Source organism: Thalassospira sp. TSL5-1 (assembly GCF_001907695.1).
GTDB lineage: Bacteria > Pseudomonadota > Alphaproteobacteria > Rhodospirillales > Thalassospiraceae > Thalassospira.
Genome location: NZ_KV880637.1, coordinates 1958037 through 1978369 on the forward strand (window position 1 = coordinate 1958037; position 20333 = coordinate 1978369).

Annotated in this window: 15 protein-coding genes; 5 read left to right on the forward strand and 10 right to left on the reverse strand. The window is 53.8% G+C overall.

Translation table 11 applies throughout. The features are described 5' to 3' along the window. Positions 1 to 5 precede the first annotated feature (5 nt). Both LF95_RS09260 and LF95_RS09265 read right to left on the reverse strand, forming a co-directional pair. On the reverse strand, positions 6 to 1286 hold the full coding sequence (locus tag LF95_RS09260) for a TRAP transporter large permease (protein ID WP_073954666.1): 1281 nt from the start codon (positions 1284 to 1286) through the stop codon (positions 6 to 8). Next, entirely contained in the window at positions 1283 to 1804 is a 522-nt protein-coding gene (locus LF95_RS09265; protein ID WP_073954667.1) for a TRAP transporter small permease, read from the reverse strand. Before LF95_RS09265 ends, LF95_RS09260 begins: the two co-directional genes overlap by 4 nt. Before the next feature lie 184 nt (positions 1805 to 1988). Here LF95_RS09265 and LF95_RS09270 point away from each other — a divergent pair, with 184 nt between their 5' ends. The 3 genes from LF95_RS09270 to LF95_RS09280 all read left to right on the forward strand — a co-directional run bounded on the left by LF95_RS09270 (position 1989) and on the right by LF95_RS09280 (position 4412). Further along, positions 1989 to 2375, forward strand: a complete 387-nt coding sequence (locus LF95_RS09270; protein WP_073954668.1) for a RidA family protein — start codon at positions 1989 to 1991, stop codon at positions 2373 to 2375. A 62-nt stretch (positions 2376 to 2437) separates the two neighbouring features. Then, entirely contained in the window at positions 2438 to 3322 is an 885-nt protein-coding gene (locus LF95_RS09275) for a MurR/RpiR family transcriptional regulator (protein WP_073954669.1), read from the forward strand. An 88-nt stretch (positions 3323 to 3410) separates the two neighbouring features. Further along, on the forward strand, positions 3411 to 4412 hold the full coding sequence (locus LF95_RS09280) for a sugar kinase (RefSeq protein ID WP_073954670.1): 1002 nt from the start codon (positions 3411 to 3413) through the stop codon (positions 4410 to 4412). A 78-nt stretch (positions 4413 to 4490) separates the two neighbouring features. Here the strand turns inward: LF95_RS09280 and LF95_RS09285 are convergent, their stop codons facing one another. Together LF95_RS09285 and LF95_RS09290 are read right to left on the reverse strand one after the other, a co-directional pair. After that, positions 4491 to 8936 carry a translocation/assembly module TamB domain-containing protein gene (locus LF95_RS09285; protein WP_073954671.1) on the reverse strand — a complete coding sequence of 1482 codons (4446 nt, stop codon included), beginning with the start codon at positions 8934 to 8936 and terminating at the stop codon, positions 4491 to 4493. After that, a complete protein-coding gene (locus LF95_RS09290) occupies positions 8936 to 10927 on the reverse strand; it encodes an autotransporter assembly complex protein TamA (protein ID WP_252509704.1) in 1992 nt (663 codons plus the stop codon). The genes LF95_RS09285 and LF95_RS09290 overlap by 1 nt, the downstream gene beginning before the upstream one ends. A gap of 307 nt (positions 10928 to 11234) precedes the next feature. Here LF95_RS09290 and LF95_RS09295 point away from each other — a divergent pair, with 307 nt between their 5' ends. Further along, positions 11235 to 13196, forward strand: a complete 1962-nt coding sequence (locus LF95_RS09295) for a GNAT family N-acetyltransferase (protein ID WP_073954672.1) — start codon at positions 11235 to 11237, stop codon at positions 13194 to 13196. Between the two features lie 46 nt (positions 13197 to 13242). Here LF95_RS09295 and LF95_RS09300 read toward each other — a convergent pair whose 3' ends face one another. The 5 genes from LF95_RS09300 to LF95_RS09320 all read right to left on the reverse strand — a co-directional run bounded on the left by LF95_RS09300 (position 13243) and on the right by LF95_RS09320 (position 17948). Then, on the reverse strand, positions 13243 to 14349 hold the full coding sequence (locus tag LF95_RS09300; RefSeq protein ID WP_073954673.1) for a GNAT family N-acetyltransferase/peptidase C39 family protein: 1107 nt from the start codon (positions 14347 to 14349) through the stop codon (positions 13243 to 13245). Positions 14350 to 14450: 101 nt separating this feature from the next. After that, a complete protein-coding gene (locus tag LF95_RS09305; protein ID WP_073954674.1) occupies positions 14451 to 16187 on the reverse strand; it encodes a SulP family inorganic anion transporter in 1737 nt (578 codons plus the stop codon). A gap of 153 nt (positions 16188 to 16340) precedes the next feature. Next, a complete protein-coding gene (locus LF95_RS09310; protein WP_073954675.1) occupies positions 16341 to 16754 on the reverse strand; it encodes a protein tyrosine phosphatase family protein in 414 nt (137 codons plus the stop codon). A 40-nt stretch (positions 16755 to 16794) separates the two neighbouring features. Continuing rightward, positions 16795 to 17700, reverse strand: coding sequence for an MBL fold metallo-hydrolase (locus LF95_RS09315; RefSeq protein ID WP_073954676.1), 906 nt, complete (start codon positions 17698 to 17700; stop codon positions 16795 to 16797). Next, positions 17697 to 17948 carry a YgaP family membrane protein gene (locus LF95_RS09320; RefSeq protein WP_073954677.1) on the reverse strand — a complete coding sequence of 84 codons (252 nt, stop codon included), beginning with the start codon at positions 17946 to 17948 and terminating at the stop codon, positions 17697 to 17699. Before LF95_RS09320 ends, LF95_RS09315 begins: the two co-directional genes overlap by 4 nt. Positions 17949 to 18146: 198 nt before the next feature. On the opposite strand from LF95_RS09320, the gene LF95_RS09325 reads away from it, so the two are divergent. Next, a complete protein-coding gene (locus tag LF95_RS09325; RefSeq protein ID WP_083607572.1) occupies positions 18147 to 18875 on the forward strand; it encodes a TenA family protein in 729 nt (242 codons plus the stop codon). A 104-nt stretch (positions 18876 to 18979) separates the two neighbouring features. Here the strand turns inward: LF95_RS09325 and LF95_RS09330 are convergent, their stop codons facing one another. Continuing rightward, positions 18980 to 20320 (reverse strand): 3-carboxy-cis,cis-muconate cycloisomerase, encoded by a 1341-nt coding sequence (locus LF95_RS09330; protein WP_073954678.1) that lies wholly within the window; start codon positions 20318 to 20320, stop codon positions 18980 to 18982. Positions 20321 to 20333: the final 13 nt, after the last annotated feature.

The window sequence follows — 20333 nt, forward strand, 5'->3', positions numbered from 1 at the left end:
GATGCCTAGCGGAAGCCAAGCATGTGCGGCACAACCAGCGCCAGATCGGACCAGAAAGCGAACAGCAACAGCACCCCGATTTCAGCAATCAGAAACGGCCAAAGCTGCACAGCAATTTTTTCAAGTTTTTCACCCGTCACGGATGCCAGCACAAACAGACAGGCCCCGACAGGTGGCGTCATAAGCGAGATGTTCAGTGCCAGCACAAAAATGATGCCTGCATGAATCGGATCCATCCCGATTTGCAGGGTCAGCGGCACCAAAACCGGGGCCAGAATGATCAGAATGGCGTTAATATCCATGACCATGCCAATCGCCATCAACAGGCCAATGATCATCAGGATCACCCAGTAAGGGTTGCTTGATACCCCCAGAACCGCACTGGCAATTTCCTGTGGAATGCGATTGAAACTCAGCCACCAGCCCAGAATTGAGGCAAAGGCGATGATGATGAAAATGACACCCGTGACCCGTGCGGTACGGATCAGCATATTGATGAAGTCTTTTACCGTCAGCGCCCGGTAAACGAACACGCCAATAAACAGGGCATAGGCCACGGCAACAGATGCTGCCTCGGTCGGGGTGACAATACCCCCCAGGATACCCCCCAGAATAATCAGAGGCATAATCAGGGCCGAAATCGAGGACTTAAAAATTTTCCAGATTTCAAGCAGGCTGGCGCGGCGTTCTTCCTTGGGCAGGTTTTTGCGGCGCGCGGAAACGGCAATCACCGTCATGCAGATCAGGCAAATCATAAGGCCTGGCAAAATACCAGCCGCAAACAGACCCCCAATGGAAACCCCCATCAGCGACCCATACACCACCATCAGCCCCGAGGGCGGAATGGTCGGCCCGATGATGGACCCCGCCGCTGTTACCGCACAGGCATAATCACGGCGATAACCACGTTCCACCATTGCCGGAACCAGCGTTTTGCCAAAGGCAGCAGCATCGGCGGTCGCGGCCCCGGTCAACCCGGCAAAAAACACGCTTGCCAGCATATTGGTATGCGCAAGCCCGCCGCGAAAATGCCCCACCAGCGACTGGGCAAATTTCACCAAACGGCTGGTAATGCCGATATGGTTCATAATTTCGCCTGCCAGAATGAAAAACGGCATGGCAAGAAACGGAAAAACATTAAGCCCGTTAAAAACCTTGCTGGGCCCCTGCACCAAAAACATGCCGCCGCCCATATCGTAAAGGCCGACAACACCGGCAACGCCCAGGGCAAAACCAATCGGCATCCCCAGAACCATCAGAACAACAAAGATAATGGCGACGATCATTCCGCGCCCTCCGTCAAATCGACCGGGACGTAACGCCCCTGGTCACGCAATGCGACCAGCAGAAGCTGAATGGCTGCCAACAGGGCCGAAACCGGCACGGCGGCATAAGGCAGCGCCAGGGTCATGCCAAAAATCATCGCATGGCGTTTCATGCCGCCCAGCGCAAAATCAAACCCGTAAAAGGCCAGATAAACAAAGGCAGCAAGCGCAATGACATCGACGGAAAAAAGAACAGTTCGCTGCAAACGCATGGGGAAATTAAGAACAACAAGGCCAATGCCGATATGTTCGCGCCTTGCAATGCCCGCCGAAACAGCCAGCAATGCCGCCCAGATCATAAGATAACGGGCCAGTTCTTCGGGCCAGTTTAATTGCCAGTGAACAAGATAACGATCCACCACACCCAGCCAGACATCCAGCACCAGTGCCAGCATCAAAACGGCAATGACCCGTTCGACAAGCCAGTTCAAACCGTTACTGAGTGTGCGGGCCGATGCCTCGACGCGCTGCAAACCCATTTATTCTCTCCACTGATTGAGTGTTTGTATTTTTTCTACACATTGATCAGATTTTTGTAGCTTGTCTACATATTTTTGTGGCGTTTTTACGAAAAATACGCAAAATTGTCCAAGATAAGCGGCACATAAAGTAGTTAAGCTACTTTTTGCGTGAGAAACATTTAATCAAATCAAGGAGATTTCCATGTCGATCAAACATTTCGGGAACGAACGTAGTGGTGCTGGTGGCCAGAAACTGCCGTTTTCGCCTGCGGTGCGTGCCGGTGATTTTGTTTATATTTCCGGCCAGGTCGCAATGAAGGAAAATGGCGAAATTGAATATGGCGGCATTGAAAGCCAGACCAAACGCACGATGGAAAATGTCAAGGCAGCCTTAGCCCTGGCAGGTTGCACGCTTGATGATGTTTTCAAAATGACGGTATGGCTGGACGATACCCGCGATTTCTGGACCTTTAACCGCGTTTATGCCGAGTTTTTCCCCGGCGAACGCCCGGCCCGTTCAACCGTGCAGGCAAAGCTGATGGTTGATGCCAAAATCGAAATTGAAGCTATCGCCTACAAACCGGAATAATGATAGCAATCAACAGGGTGCCCTTACCGGCACCCTGTTACCTTGGAAACAGGACCCTTCAGATGCAAAGTGCGACCGATATTATCAGCCAGCTTCACCGCCCGCCGGGAACCCTTCCCGCGCGCGAACAGAAGGTTGCCGATTATGTTGTCGAACATCTGCAAGAGGTTACATCCATCGCATTATCCGAGCTGGCAAACGATATCGGGGTCAGCGAACCCACCGTGATCCGGTTTTGTCGCAGCCTGGGATGCGAAGGGTTTCGCGATTTTAAAATGAGGCTGGCGCAAAACCTTGCTGTCAGCATGCAATATCTGACCCCCGAACCGATTGAAGACCATATTACCGACCCGGATGTTCTCAGCAGTCATGTGATCGGCACGATTATTGACAGTCTTCGTCTACTGCGAGACCAGCTCTCCGATGCCAAAATCGATCAAGCCGCCGATATTCTGGCAAATGCCCGTCAGATTGCGTTTTTTGGGGTTGGCGGCGGGTCCAGTACGGTCGCGTTTGATGCGGCCAACCGTTTTTTCCGCTTGGGCATTCCGGCCCAATCGCAAAATGATGGTTATTTGCAGCGTATGCTGGCCTCCACCCTGGGCGAAAACGATGTTATTGTTGCCATATCCACCAGTGGCCGCCCGGCAGAGCTGATACATAGTGCCGCCATTGCCCGGCAATATGGTGCCAAGGTCATTTCCCTGACCAAACCCGAAAGCCTGCTTGCCGCCGAAAGCGACATCGTCATCGGCCTGAACCTGCCTGAAAGCCCCGACATCTATAAGCCAACCGCGACCCGCCATGTCTTTATGGCGACGATAGATGTGCTGGCAACAGCGGTCGCCCGGCGCAACCCGGCGCGCAGCAAAGAAAAATTGCGGCGTATCCGTTCGTCACTGATCACACTCCTGCCAGCGAACGGACCTTTGCCGATCGGCGATTGACGGATTGTAAACTTCACGTCAAGTTGCGCATCGACAAGATGAAAACCGGCCTTGATTCCGGGAATAAACCGCAAACAGGATTGCTGCCATGACCAAAACCGCCTTCATTGGTGAATGTATGATCGAGATTTCGGCCTCAACCGCCCGTGATGGTGACGGGGCGGCATCCGTTTTTGGCCCTGCGAAACTGTCTTATGCCGGTGATACCCTGAATGCCGCCGTCTATATGGCCCGCGCCACCAAGCTGATTGCGCAACAGGGCAAATCCGTGCCGGGCGAAACTGCCAGCGCCCTGGCTGATGACGCCATTTCCTATGTCACGGCCCTGGGAAACGACCCATACAGCATCGCCATGATGGATGCCTGGAAACATGATGGCCTGGATGCCAGCCTGGTTCGGCAAATTGATGGGGCTTTGCCCGGTCTTTATGCCATCCAGACAGATGCCAGCGGCGAACGCAGCTTTAGCTACTGGCGGCAAAATGCTGCCGCACGGCAATTGCTGAAAGACGGTTATGATCAAACACTGGCCGCCAACCTCGCGGGTTACAGCATGGTTTATCTTTCCGGCATTTCGCTTGCCATTCTAAGCCAGGAAGACCGCGAAAAGCTGTTTGCCATGCTATCAATCCTTCGCAAGAACGGCGCACGCATCTGTTTTGACAGCAACCACCGCCCGCGCCTGTGGCCCGATACCGAAACGGCCAAGGCAGCTTATGCCCACATGGCATCCCTCAGCGATATTCTGATGCCGACATTTGACGATGAAGCCACCCTGTTTGGCGATGCCAATCCGATTGACTGTGCCAAACGCTGGCTTGATGCCGGTGCAGGCGAAGTGATTGTCAAAAACGGGGCAATGCCCTCGACCTATCTGACGAAAAACGGTGAAACCGGCACAGTGATCCCGCCAAAGGTAGAGCGCGTTATCGACACCACATCGGCTGGCGATTCCTTTAACGGCAGCTACCTTGCCGCCCGCCAGCAGGGCCTTGATATTGAAGGTTCGATTGCGGTTGCACAAAAGGTTGCCGCCTGTGTGATTGGCGCGCGGGGTGCTCTTGTTTCGATTGACGGCATTACGCTGTAAAAAAGATCAGCCCCAAAAGCGTAAGGCCCCGCTACCAACGTCAGGTAACGGGGCTTTTTTTTAATCAGGCAAAACGCCTTAATAATCCAGTTTGAACTGAATACCGGCCTTGCTGTCTATTTCGCTGGTTTCACTGGTAATCTTGATATGCGGGGTGAGTTCTATTTCCACCTCGACACCGCTTGATCCGGGGGTAGTCCCCTGTTTGGTGCCGACATAAATATCATCGGTCAGATATTTCCCCGCCTTAACCGTCGGCCCGTTTTCGCCGCCATCAACACGAAGCACATCCGCACCGATAAAGTTACGAATAGTCCCAATCACATCAAGTCCCCCGCCACTGCCCGACAATTGCGCGGCCGCATTGGCAAGCTGCACGGCCTCGACCGCGCTGAGGCTGCCTTGCGACTTGCCAAACAGGACCTGCGACAAAATTTCGTCCTGTGGCAGGGCCGGCTGCGAACTCAGGCTGAGTTGCGGATCTGTTGCCGGGCCGGACAAAGAGGCCGTCACGGTCAGGTCATCGGTTGTATAGACACCGGCAATATTCAAAAGCGGGTCGGGCGGTTGCGCCCCTGAAAACGTAATTTTGGAATCCTTGATGACAAAGGTTTTGCCAATCAGGTCCAATTGGCCGCGCAAAGCCCGCAATTCGCCGACAATTTTGGGGTTATCCGCCCGGCCGGTAATATCAAGATGCCCGCCCCATTCGGAATCCAGGCCCTTGCCGCGCACAAATAAACGGCCCGGCACATCCACCTTGGCATTCAACGTGGCAACAAAACCGCCCGCATTCTTTTGGGCGTCTTTCTTCTTTTGCCCATCCGGCGTTTTTGCCAGATTTTGCACATTCAGTTCGGGAACCGATGCGGGCAAAGCAACGCTTAAATCCACTTCACCACGCCGCAATGTGACCGTGCTTTCAATATCTGCCTTGTTTTCATTGCCGGTGACATCCACGTCAATATCGGTCCAGACTCGCAACTCGTCCATCCGGGTGACGGCCATGTTGCGCATGGTGATATTTGCCGTGTAATCCACACCGGCACCCAGCTTGACATCCGCCTTGCCGGTCAGGGTGCCCTGCCCGCCATCATCGGCGGTCAGGCGGGTTAACTGAAAACCATCATTGTTAAAGTCACCATCCAGCACAATGTCCTGAACCAGGGTGCCATATTGCAAATGTTCATAACGGCCATCGCGCATTGCAACGGTCCCCTGCCACAGCGGCTTGGCAAGCGTTCCTTCGACACTGGCATCAAGCTTTAAATTGCCCGACAGCGAATGATCCGGCAACGGCACATAGGGCCAAAACTGCCCGATATCGCCATCAATTTTGGCCTGTGCTGAAATCGGTTCATTCTCGCGTGCCGCAAACCGGGATTTCAGGAACGACACATCAACCGGCACCGTGCCCCTAGCGGTCAGGACCTTCAAATCAGGACGCCCCATTTCAAGACCGGCATTCACAGCGCCCTCCTGCAAATCCGCCTTTAATTCCAATGTCAGTGGCGGCAACTGCGACGCCGCAGCAACACTAATATTGCTGATTGTCCCATCGATACGGGCTGTCGCCGGTTTTTTTGGGGTTTCTTCGGCAGTGGCCTTTAAGGTCAGCTTGCCATCCAGCCCGGAAACATCAAACATCGCCCCCCAGGGGCCCAGGGCAATATCTGCAACATCTGCCGTGGCAACAAAACTTTTCCCCGGTACCAGATCAAGCTTTGCCCTAAGCGCACCATTGCCAATTGCAACATCGGCATTGGACACCATGCTGCCATTCGCACCAAGACGAAATTCCAGCGGAGCACGCAGGGATATATGCTGTGTACCAACATCGGCATCAAGCTTATTGGCTGTTATGTGAATGTCGTTGGCAAGGGCAATTTCCGCCTGCGTATCCAGTTTCACCGGAATGCGATTTTGCACCATTGCCCGGGCTTTCACACCGACACCCAGTTTTTTCAAAACACCTGCCAATGTTGCCTTCAGGGTTTCAATGCGCCCGGCATTACTGCCAATATCGCGCCCTTCCAGGGTCAGGTTCAGGTCTGGATCGGCAAAGGCATTATCAATACTGCCATCAAGGCGCACATCTTCCAGCCGGGCGGTTTCAATCCCGTCAGGGCCAACCATCCTAAGCCCTTTTGCCTTCGCGCTTAGCGTAACATGCTGCGCAGCATTTTTGGGCGAAAGGGTCACATCCGCCGTGATCCGACCATTGGCAAGCGGTACACTAAAGGCCTGTGTCATCACCGCATCAAGCTTATTGAGCGTGATCTTCCCCCGCAACGGCACAGCGTAGTCCGGCATGGCAAGATCACCGGTCAGATCAATATGATCCCCGATCAGGGCAATGTTTGAAACCGCTAATCCATCTGATGGCAAGGCAAGGTCGGCATTAATTTTATAAGGCGCATTTTGCCATGAAAACCCGCCGCGATTGCGCAATTGCAAGGTTTTGCCGCCATCGCCCTTGACGGGTTGCCACGCCATATTGGTCGCCAGTTTGACGTCCGAAAACACCTGGTCCGACGTTTCAACAATAGGTGCTGCAAGGGTGATTTTGCCTTCGGGCTCTGCCAGCGGACCATTCAGGGCAACAGTCAGCTTTGCATCCTTGCCCTTTAACGAAACCGGGATTGAGGGCGGTATGATCCCGGCCTTGAGCCCCAGATCTGCAGTGACCGACAATGTATTAAAATCATCGGTGATATTGACCTTACCCGCCCCCGCAATATTTGCCGCCTGGATCGTATTCACATCCACCGAGAGATCCATTGCCGGGCTAATGGCCAAATCAGCCTTTATTACCGGACTGCTGCCAACCACATGGTCCAGTTCTGAAATACCAAAGCCTGCCTGTTGGGTGGTGATATTGATTTTGGCCTGCCCACCCTGCGCTGCATTCCAGCGAAGACCTGAAATATCGACACGTCCCTGACCAGTTAAATCCATGCCGGAAATGGCGGCAAATGCTGAAAGATCAGAAACATCCGCTATCAGATTGGCATCCTTCACGGCCCCGGTATCATCAAGCATAGCCGTGGCCCGGGCATTTATTTTCGGGGTTTGAAGCTTCAGGTCTTTAACAGCGATCTCACTGAAATCACCGGTCGCATCCGCGGCTAGCGAAATATCCTGTGTCTTCCCGGCCATGTCGCCAAGGGCGGCATCGTTGAATTGATGATCACGGGTGTGAATATCGGTTCTCAGGGCAAAATCATCACCATCGGGAACCAGATTGGCTGTTGCAGTCAATGTGCCAATTGTCGAGACGGGGGTTTCAATGCCGGATGCGGAAATATCGGCATTAATCGTGGGCAGTGCCAAATCACCCTTGGCTTGAGCATGCAGGCTTAGCTTCTGCCAACGAACGGCATTGTCCAGCAACGCACTTGCCGCCCCGTCAATATCCGATGACAGGTTGGCATCCATGCTGTTATCGGCAAAATTGATTTTGGCCGTTCCACTGGCGGTTAAAAGCTGATCCTTACTGACATTTAACGCAGTAATATCAAGCAGGCTGTTTTTGCCATCGAAAACACCATCGGTTTTAAGGGCGACCGCGCCACGCAAGGCAGGTGGCAGGGAATTTGCCAAATCCCCCAGGCTTTGCGCCATCACATCAAGGCCAAAGCCAATATGCTTTTCATCGCCCATTTGTACTGTAACCGTGCCATTGACACGGGCAAGGTTGGTTGCCGCAAATTGCAAATCGCCGTTCCAGTCATTGGCAGGGCCACTGCCCTTTAGCGACAGGGTGACATCCGGGGCCTCGGCCTCGGTCAGACCGGCCAACGCCATGCCGAGCCCCTTGTGGTCCAAGTGGCCTTCAATATCGGCGTTTAGTTTTTGTCCTTCGGCATCAAAATCAAGGTTCGCACGAATATAGTCCACCCCGCCATCCAGCGGCTGCAAATTCAGCGCCAAAACCGCCGAAAGGTTTTGGCTGGCACGGGCATGACCCGAAAGCTGATAGGAAAAGACCCGTCCATCCGCCGGATTGGTAATACGGATTTTTGGCACATCAAGGGTTTCAAGCGCGAAGGCCAGTGGCAGGGTAAAACTGCCACTCTCATCAGTTTGATCCTCGTCAGCGCTGGAGGATGACGCATTCGGCAAGGTTACGTTCAGCGCGGATGCGCCAATGCGGTCGATATCAACTTTCGCCCCCAGCAGCGCCAATGGCGACCAGGCCAGTACCAGATCATCGCCGTCAACTTTCAACCCGGTATCGGGCATATCCAGGTTAAGCGATGAAACCGACAGGCTATTCCACAAACTGCCCTCAACCCGACCAAGGACAAACTGACCATTGATTGCTTCGGAAACCGTGCGATTGATCCAGGGGGTCAAGGACCGCAATACCGGGCCGGTCCCGGCAATAAAAACCAGCAATGACAGCACAACAAGCAGGGCAACAAAACCCAGTACACCGCGCTTTAACCACCGCACGGCACCCCCTTTTCGCAGGGGTTTAACCTGTTTGGCTGTTTTATCGGTCGTATGTTTTTCAGCCATTAAAACGCCTGACCCAGGCTAAGATAGATCTGGTAGTCATCATCAATATTATCGCGTTTATCCAACGGTACCGCAAAATCAAACCGAACCGGGCCAATCGCGGTGTAATAGCGCAAACCAAGGCCGGTTGACCACATCAGGTCAAAATCCTTGGGCGTGACGGTTTCATAAACGTTGCCGCCTTCCACAAAGGGCACAAGGCCAATGCTGTCTGTGATGCGGGCACGAAATTCCAGCCCGGCTTCAAGCACCGAACGCCCGCCGATCGGATCGCCATCTTTATTGAGCGGGCCCACGGTTTGATATTCATACCCGCGCACGGAACCACCACCACCGGAATAAAACCGTTTGTTTGACGGCAAGGAAGACCGTTCATCGCCAAAAATACTGCCAATACGGCCCCGGCCGGCCAAAATATAGTGCCCCTTTTCATCAAAGGCATAATATTGCGAGCCATCAAGCGAGACCGAGGTAAACTGAGTATTGGCCCCGGCAAGGCTGATATAAGGCGATACAGATAGTTCCAGCCGGTCGCCTTTTGTCGGGTCCAGCGGATTATCGGTATTGTCGTGGCGCAAAATGCCCCGCAAACCACCCAGATAAAATTCCTCGTTGGGGGAATCGGCACCTGTCAGGTCTGAATATTCCGCCGTGACGCCATAGGTGGCCGACCAGTTTTTCCAGAACCGGCGTTCAATGCCGGTAAAGGCATTTGCCAGATTACCGTCATAGGCATCGGTGGTGTAACTGGTGGCTTCGCCTTCGGCAACCAGCGCCTGTTTGCGCCGTAAAAATTGCGGCTTGCGGAAACTGGCCGATGCGCCCTGTTTCAACCCGGACCCTTCGAGCTTCAAACGCAGCTTCTCACCTTTGCCAAACAGGTTGCGATGTTCCCAAAAGGCATTGGCGCCGGGGCCGTCGGCGGTTGAATAATCCAAACCGCCACCGATGGTGCGATGATCACGTTCCTGCACGCGCATTTCGATGGGGATTTCGCCATTGTCGCCCACCGGCCCAACCGGTTTGACAATCACGGAATTAAACAGATTGGATTGCGCCAGGTCGCGCCGCGTTTCGGTGACTTTTTCGGGCGAATAAACATCGCCTGAATCCCAGGCATGATAACCCCGGATAAAATCGGCATCGACATCCCCTGCTCCCACGACATTGATTTTGCCGAAGGTCGCCTTTTTGCCAGTGGTAACTTCGTAGATGACGCGAATGGTTTTTTCTGCCGTATCGGCCAATACCCGTTTTTTACCCGCCTTTACCAACGGATACCCCTCGTTGCGAAACACATCGAGCACACTTTGTTCCGCAAGAATAATCGGCTCTGCCTCGGCCCGCATCCCGATCGACAGGTTGGCGGTTTTCAATTCCGCATCTGTCATCGAACGGGTTTCGGACGTGCCATCGGGATGGACAATTTTCAATTCGACATCGGATAAAAGATAAGGGGTTCCCGTCTCGATCCGGTATTGCAATACAAGCGGACGGGGTGCATCCGTCTCTTTGGAATTTGCTGTTTCTTTTTTTACCGCAGGCTCGGCATTATCATCGTCACTTTCCGGCGCGTCTGCCACATCGGCATTTTCAATATCGTCAGACGCAATTTCACTCTCGCCGTTGGCAGGCTGTGTGTCAGCGTCGCGAATGTCATAATTCACAATGGCATCATAAAAGCCAAAAGACCGCAAAACCCGGGTAAACCGTTCAACATCGTCATCCGCACGCCGTTCCAACCCCGCCTTTGTCGGCGTTGGCCGGTCTTTTAGGCGAATGGCTGTGCTGTTTTCGCGAAGGGTTGCCAACAGGCGTTCTTCCTGCGGGTCCAGGCCCTGAAACGTGACCGAATAGGGGATGGAACGGCCAACATCCTGCGTTGCCTCGGAGTTTGCGCCATCACCAAAGGGTAATTTGTCGGTAAATGAGCAGGCTGACACCATCGACGCCCCGACAAAGACCGACATCATCATCAACCGTTTTTTCAATCCCCCTGACGGCGGATACGTTTTTCCTGGAAACACCCAAGTCCCTTTTTGTGCCTGTGTCCGAAATTGTCTTTCGGAATATTATACGCTGCCCGCGAGCAAATGTTTCACGAAACGTTTTTTCCGGCATGGCAATTCAATGCCAATTTACCATGTATGCCATATAAAAATGGCAACCGCATGACCGTAAATTCGGCATTATTATACGTGACCTTCATGCAAATGAACGGCACTATCAAACAATAAAAATTTTGCGGCTTTTTCCCGCGAAAAAATTACCACTGTATCGGCCTTAAAGGTTACATTTATGCCACATTTCCAGACCACGCCGATTGTTGTTCGCACTGCGCGAAAAGCCGATATTGACGGCCTTTGTGCCATTGAAGAGGCCGTTTTTACATCCGACCGAATGAAACGCGAGACCTTTTTACGGTTTTTGCGCCAACCCACCGCCCGGGTCCTGGTTGCCGATGCCGGAGAATCCGGCGTTGTTGGCTATGGCATGTTGTTGCTGCGCGCGGGTAGCAGCACGGCACGCATTTATTCGCTGGCGATTGATAATGACTGGCAGGGCAAAGGGCTGGGCACCCAGTTGCTTGCCGGGCTGGAAAGCGTTGCAATTGAGGCCGGGTGCGACAAAATGCGCCTTGAGGTCCGCGATGACAACCATTCCGCCCGGGCAATTTACGAACGGCATGGTTATGTCGATATTAAGGCCCTGCCTGATTATTACGAAGACGGCTGCGATGGCAAACGCATGGAACGGCACCTGTTTGATGCGCCAACCCAGCTTTCCCCCGCCATGTCAACGGGCGCACCGCTTATTCTGGTTGATAACCTTCGCGACCTGCCGTTCAAGGTGGCCGGGGCGCGTGTGATGAAAGTGCGAGACTACCTGGCCCTTAACCACGGCATTCGCAATCGTCGTGTCATCAATTTGTGCCATTCCTATGAATATTTATCGCGCGGCTATTATTGCAGCCTGCTGGCTGCAGCGCGTAGCGAAAGGGTGATCCCCGAAGCGGACGTTTTGCTGGATTTGAACTGGAAACGCCTGCAAAAAACCGCGCGCGCCCAAATCGGCCCGATGATTGCCGACGCCCTTGCCAAACCAGGCAATGAGCGCCCCGACCATATTGACGTTTATTTTGGCCGCACAACCGACAAGCGGTTTCGCGATTTGGCCCAGCGCACCTTTGACCAATTCCGCTGCCCGATCCTGCGGCTGCATTTAAACAGCGGCGACAAAAAACTGCTGCGCGAGATAGAGGCCCCGTCGCTGCAACATATTGACGCCAGCGAAATGCCCGCCTTTGAGGCGGCCCTTAATGCCTATTTGCGCGGGCGCGTGCGCAAACCTTCCAGTGGCCGGGCCCCCACCGCGCTGGTTGCCATTTTGTATGATCCTGACGAAACGTTGCCACCATCCGACAGCGACGCCCTGGCAAATTTTATTCAGGCTGCAAGCGACCTTGGCGCGCGGGCAGAACTGATTACAGCAAAGGATTTTCATCACCTGTCGGAATTTGATGCGCTGCTTATTCGCGAAACAACCGCATTGGACCATCACACCTATCGGTTTGCCAAGCGGGCGCGTAAAGAAGGCATCCCGGTGATTGACGACCCGGAATCGATTTTGCGCTGCACGAACAAGGTTTACCTGGCGGAATTGCTGCGCACCCATCGTATCCCGGCCCCGCGCAGTGCGATTTTTGACAAACGGCGGATCGATGAAATTGGCAAGCAGTTCAATTTCCCCAGCGTATTAAAGGTACCTGACGGCTGTTTTTCGCGCGGCGTGCGCAAGGTTACCTCGCCTGAACATCTGCAACAGGTGGCGGGCGAAATGTTTAAAAATTCGGAATTGCTGGTGATCCAGGAATATGTCGAAACCACCTTTGACTGGCGGATTGGCGTGCTCGGCGGGGAAACGCTTTATGCCAGCCGCTATTTCATGGCGCCGGGGCACTGGCAAATCGTCAAACATGAAGATGACGGCAAAAATTACGAAGAAGGCGGCTTTGAAACTGTCCCGGTCGAAAATGCGCCGACCGACATTGTCGAAACAGCCCTTGCTGCTGCACGTTTGATGGGCAACGGGCTTTATGGTGTTGATGTGAAAGAAACGCCCTATGGCCCGATGGTGATTGAGGTAAATGACAATCCCAGCATTGATGGCGGTGTCGAGGATGCCGTGATCGGCATGGATTTATATCGCCGCATCATCGCCCATTTATTAAGCCAAATCGCACAACCCTGGACGATTTAACCAAAAAAGCCGGTCCTTCTGATCAAACAGAACGACCGGCTTTTATTTATGCTTTGGCAATAAAGACAGCGGCCTGAAGTTTTGAGCGGCCATAGCGCGCCATCAAATCAAATTCGTGGCGCAGGATCGGCACCGAGACACAATCGCTGCCATTATAAGGCTCATCATCCTCGCCAATATCAGGATCGGTAACGTAAACGAACCGGTCGTCAAAGCCCGACACCACCACCCAATGCGGAATTTTATCGCCATAGATGCGATACTGACTAATCAGCACAAGGGCCATTTGCCCATCACGAGTATGACGTTCAATGTCATCAATGCCAAAGGCCCCGGCCGTTACCGGAATGCCTGCCTCGGCGGCCTGATCGGCAAAATCGTAATGCACCAGTTCGACCACCTTGCGATTTTCGGCCTTGCGCACGGTATCCACAAATAATGGCCCTTCGCGCGAAACCAGCACTTCGGCCTTAAAACCACGGCGACAGGCGGCCAATGCCAGGCCCAGTGGCCCGCAGCCACCATGCCCGGATGTCATAAAAATGGTGGTTGCCTCGCGCCATAGGGCGATTTCGCTGCTACGGTCCATTTCAATGGCGGGGTTCAAGGCATTCATCGCCATCATCAATGATGCCGGACCGCAGGTGAATGGCAGGGTTTGATGATAAAAATGCAGCGGCGACGGCCGACGCAGGAATTGCGGCACCAAGACCTTTTCCATGCGCAAGGCCGGGCTGTGATCCGGATAATAATCGGGATACAGGGCAAATTCCTGGTAGGCATTTTTGCGATAAAGCGAAATGGCCGCGCCGTTTTGCGGGTGCACTTCCAGGCGCAAAATCGGCGCACCGAAATCCAGCGTTGTTTCCTCGGCACGGAGCAGCAGCATCTGCCCAATACCGGCCCGCTGAAAGGCCGGGTCCACCGCCATGCTATAAAGACGTGCCAGCGCCGTATTGCTGCGATGAATAACCACAACATAGCCAATAACGGCATTGTCACACACGGCGACCCAAAACCGGGCGGTCGCACTGGTCATAAAATGCCGCATGGTCCGGCGCGTCATTCGGTCCTGATCAAAACAGGTTTTTTCAATACGCACCAAAGTAGTGAGATCAGCTTCCGTTGCCAGACGCAGGACAGGATCGGACATACAGCATAACGCCTTTGGGATAATACACGGCACCTATGGCGCACATGCGGACCAAGGATAGATCATTTTCCCCCAAAAACACCCAAACTGCATAGTGCAATTTATGCAATCCGGCACGGCGTAAGTGCCGATGGGTCAAGGGTTGAAAGCGCATCATATTGCGACAGAAAAACCTTGCCGCTCAATTCCGCGATGAAGCCACAGGGTTCAAGACGGTCCATGACCGGGCCTTTGACCTCGGACAAATTAAACGTCACCCCGGAATCGCGCAAACGGGCATTAATTTCATGCAGGCTTTCAAGGCCGCTTGAATCAATTTCATTAATCGCCGAACACATCAGCACAACATGGCGCAAGGCCGGGTTTTCGGCAATCAGGGCATAGATGCGATCTTCCAGATAGCGACAATTGGCAAAATACAGGCTTTCATCGGGGCGCACGGTCAGAACCGATGTGCCTGTTGCCACATCATGGCGCAGGATATTGCGAAAATGCTCCGTCCCTGGCACCTGCCCGACCACGGCAATATGCGGACGGCTGGTGCGATGCAGATACAGCATTAGCGAAACCACCACACCACTGACAATGCCGGGCTCGATCCCCCAAAACAACGTTAAGGCGATTGTGACCACCATCGCGGCAAAATCCGCCCGGGAATAGCGAAAAATATGGATGATGGTTTTGATATCCACCAGCGTTAAAACCGCAACAATAATGGTGGCCGCCAGTGTCGCCTGGGGCAAATAATACAAAACCGGGGTTAAAAACAGGGTCGCGGCCGCAATACCAACCGCCGTCATTAAGCCCGCTGCCGGGGTTTGCGCACCGGCATCAAAATTAACCATCGAGCGGGCAAAACCACCCGTCACCGGCAGGCCCCCCGCAAACCCCGCCCCCAGATTGGCCATGCCGAGCGCAATCAGTTCCTGATCGGGACGAATACGCTGGCGCCTTTTTGCAGCCAGTGTCTGGGCGACAGAAACGGTTTCGACAAAACCGATCACGCTGATCAGCAAGGCCGGCAATGCCAGTTGATGCCACAGTTGCAGGTTAAAGGACGGCAAGGTAAAGGCGGGAAAGCCTTTTGGAATTGTGCCAACAATTTTAACCCCGTGCGATGCAAGGTCAAAATACCAGCTTGCCAGTGTTGTCATAATCACCGCCAAAACCGGCCCAGCCCGGACAATAAAAGTCGCCCACATCCCAGCCAGCCCCAAGCGAGACAATATGGCCGGCAGTCCCTTGCGCACCCAAAACAGGAACCCGAGGCAGCCAAAGCCCATGATCACGGTTGGGATATTGACTTGGGGCAGATGAGCGAACAAAGCCGCCAGAATTTCCGCCAGATTGCCGTCCGTTTTAGGTAACCCCAGCAAATGCCGCACCTGGCCGACCGCAATCAAAACGCCAGATGCACTGACAAAACCGGAAATGACAGGGTGACTTAGAAAATTGGCGACAAAGCCCAGCCGAAACAGCCCCATCGCCAGCAAAATAATACCGGAAATAACGGCCAGGGTCATAGAAGCCGATACCGGACTGATACCGTTTGGCAAATGCGCTGATCCGATGATGGATGCCGTCATCAGAGATATAAGGGCAACCGGCCCCACCGCCAATGTTGCCGAGGTGCCAAAAACGGCATAGGCAACCAGCGGCAAAATACTGGCATATAAGCCAACCTCGGGCGGCAAGCCCGCCAACATGGCATAAGCCAGACTTTGCGGGACAAGCATGATCGAAACGATCACGGCGGCGACAAAATCATTAGCGGCAAGCTGGCGATTATAACGCCGTCCCCAATCCAGAATGGGGAAAAAACGGGAAACCGGGCGCAATTGTTATTCCTTTATGATGGTCCTTAACCTGCCCATCCCCCTTTGCGCCCGCACCCATCACTGGTTGGCTACAACCTGATCAAAAGGTTGTCACCCAAAGCCCCCGCGAACTGAAAACCGGCCTGCCGCTAATCCCAACAAGCCGGTTTTAGCTTAACGGCGTGCTTCGATCCGCGGCACAAGGCCCGACATGTCGTAACCGGCAGTGGCAGCCGCGGTTACAATTTCCTGGGTCGGCAGTTTACCGGCATTGGCAAGCGACCACAAAATGGTGCAGCGCGTACCCGTGCGGCAATAGGCAAAAACAGGCTTGGCAGCTTTGGCAAGAATGTCAGCAAACGTGTCCGCATCGGCGTCCTGCACATTGCCGCTAACGACAGGCATGAATACGGCTTCCAGCCCACATTCTTCGGCTTTGGCACGAATATCGTCAAAGGACGGCTGGCCTGGGTCTTCCTGATCGGGGCGGTTGCAAATGATGGTTTTAAAGCCAGCATCGGCAATGGCGGGAATGGCCTCCAGCGGGATCTGGGGGGAGACGGTCAATTCATCGCTAAGACGTTTCATAATGGCACTTCCGTTTTGTTATCTCGATGGCCGGGCATGTTTAAAACATGTTCAGCGGCAGCTTGAGATAACGGATGCCATTATCTTCGGCCGGTGGCAACTCCCCCCCGCGCATATTTACCTGGATCGATGGCAAAATCAGACGCGGCATGCCCAGTTTTGCATCACGTTCATGACGCATCCTGACGAAATCGACTTCACTAACACCGTCTTTGAGATGCACGTTGTGGGTCCGTTCTTCGGCAACGGTTGTTTCCCAGCGATATTCATCGCGCCCCGGTGCCTTGTAATCATGACACATGAACATGCGGGTTTCACCGGGCAAGGACAGCAACCGCCGAACCGACTGATAAAGCGCGTGCGCATCCCCGCCGGGGAAATCGCAGCGTGCCGAACCATAATCGGGCATGAAAAGGGTATCACCGACAAAAACGGCATCACCGATCAGATAGGACATGCAGGCAGGCGTATGACCCGGCGTATGCAATGCGCAAACATGCAAACTGCCAATTTCAAATTGATCGCCGTCTTTAAACAGCCTGTCGAACTGACGACCGGTGCGGCAAAATTCGGTTCCGGCATTAAAAACCTTGCCGAAATGGTCCTGTACAATCGTGATATTCGCGCCAATTGCCATTGCCCCGCCCAGTTCCTGTTTCAGGTAGGGGGCAGCAGAAAGATGATCGGCATGAATATGGGTTTCCAGTACCCATTCCACATTCAGGCCTTCCGCCCGGATATAGGAAATAATGGCATCTGCCGACGTGTAGTTAATTCGAGCTGATGCGGGATCATAATCCAGCACACTGTCAAGAATGGCACAGGCAGACGAATTCGGGTCGCGCACAACATAACTGATGGTAAATGTGTCCGGATCAAAAAACGCCTTCACAAGGGGGGCTGACCCCGCCTGTGTGAAGGATAAAATTTCCTGCAAGTCCGTCATTTTTTTGCCTCGACGCGGCCCGCCTGGTTACCAATCTGGCAGGTCCGAATGCCAAACAGCCAGTAAGCCGGGCAAAACCGGAAAACGGCTGTCACCAGCATGACAGCACCCACCAGAAGCGACAGCCAGGCATAGCCCCCCATAGCAGCCATGATGCCCCCCTCGCCCGCAAGAGCAAAGGGCAGGACCAGCAAAACAAGACCGGCAATAAACCGTGCCGCACGATCCAGACGACCAATATTTGTCATTTCGACCTCCAATACAGAATTTCACAGACCATATATCATTAAATTATGTTTTACAAATGTAATTTGCGCATATTTCTTTGTTAAATTAACTCTTGCGAGCATCCGCGTCAGGTATAAAGCCGTTATGATTGCAACTTTGTTGCAGTCCAGGCACCTGCGTGCTAGCTCTGCTGTGATGTCAAAGCTGGAGATGGGTTCATGTCTGATTCCGAAAAGATGGGAACGGCCAAAGACTGGCCGGAATGGCAACAGGAAAATCCCGGTCAGGGTTTTTCCCAATGGCTAATCGCAAGCGTTACCGATGACTGGCACCGCGCAACCCATCATCCCTTTACCGATGCGTGGGGCAAAGGTGCCGTCCCGACAGAGAATTTACGCCGCTATCTGGTGCAGGATCACCGGTTTCTGGATCGTTTTGTCGCGCTTTTGGCTGGTGCGGTCGCCCATGCACCCACCCTTGCGGACCGCATTCCCGGTTGCCAGTTCCTGGCCCTGGTGACGGGCAAGGAAAACACCTATTTTGAACGGTGTTTCACCGCCCTTGGTGTGCGCAATAACCAGCGTGTGGGCACACCGGACTGGGATGCAACCAAAGGATTTAAAAACCTGATGGCCGAAGCCCTTAACAGCAGCGTCTATGCCAATATGGTGGCCGTGCTTGCGGTGGCGGAAGGCAGCTATCTTGGCTGGGCCGACCGGGTCGCAAAAACGGTGCCCAATAATCCGCCGCTTGATTTTTGGTTTTCCGAATGGATTGACCTTCATACCGGCGATTATTTCGCCAGCGTGGTGGCTTATCTGAATGCGCAGCTTGATCATGTCGGACCGACACTGGACGATGCCGCGCGCGCAGAATGCCAGCGTTATTTTGCCGCGGCCACACGGCTTGAGGTTGATTTTTTTGACGCCGCCCAAAATGGTGAATGATACCGTAACCGAACGATAAAAAGCGGCGAAACCTGCTATGTGATTAACGGTTTCGCCCTTTTTCCATCCGTCTGATTGGCATTACATAAAGTGGCTGAATCGGTTTACCCCTCGGCCAGGACCCGATGTGCCGCCCCCAATACGCGGTCAATATAGACATCATTCAGGCCAAGATAATTGGCCGGGTCGCGCACCTTTTGCCAATCAACACCAGCATTGGTCACTTTCGGTAATTCATCAAACAAATGGGTGCCTTGCGCCAATGAGGTTACAACCGCCTGTTTAACCAGCTTATCGGCCGCATCGCGGTCCATATGATCGGCCAGGGCAAATGTTGCGGCCTCGGCCAACATGGCACCGCGCGAAATGTCGATATTCTCGCGCATCTTGCGGCCATTAACCTGCAAATTATCCAGAATTGACAGCATCAAACCCGTTGCCTTGCCACAGGCCATAACGATTTCGGGCAATGCCAGCCATTCCTGCAACCAGGCGGTGCCGCTGCGTTCATGTTCGTGGATTTGCGCATGATACAAATGCGACATTTGCGTTGCGCCAAACCGTGCCAGTGTGACCAGCATTTCCGCTGCAACCGGATTGGCCTTGTGCGGCATGGTAGATGACCCACCGCCATTGGCCAATGTGACCTCGGCAATTTCAGACTGTGATAACAAAACCAGATCCTGGCCGATTTTGCCAAAGCCACAAGTTAACGATGTTAATTTTGAGGCCAGATCAACAATCATATCACGCTGGCTATGCCACGGCATTTCGGCAATTTCCAGCCCCAATTCGTCGGCCAGGGCGTGTTCAACCTCCTGCCCCACAGACCCCATCGATGCCAGTGTTCCAGCCGCCCCGCCAAAGGATAAACGCAGAAACTGCCGCGCACTTGTGGCCAATTGATGATCCAGACGCACCAGCGGCATGAGCCAACCGGCAACCTTCAGACCAAAGCTTATGGGGACCGCCTGTTGGCTGCGGGTCCGCCCCGCCATCACTGTTGCGCGGTGATCATCGGCAAGTTTGATCAATGACTTAATGATTGTGCGCATGCGATGGCGCAAGGTCGCCACCAAATCGCGCATGCGCAGAACCAGGGCCGTATCGACCACATCCTGGCTGGTGGCGCCAAAATGCACATAACGTGCGACATCCCCGCCCACATGCGCCTTGATCGCCTTGACCAAGCCCGGCACCGGCACCCCCGTATTGGCACAGGATGCCGCCAGTGATGCCGGGTCCGGGGTAAAATCGCGGCAAGCGGCGGTAATTTGATCAGCCGCCACCTGTGGAACAAGGCCCACCCGCGCCTGCGCCGCCGCCAGGGCCGTTTCAAACAGCACCATCGATGCAATCACGGCATCATCACTAAAATAGGCCGCAATTTCCGCATCGGCGAAAAGGTCGCCATAGAGCACGGAATCAAAGGGTGACAGGCTCATGCTTATCCCCATT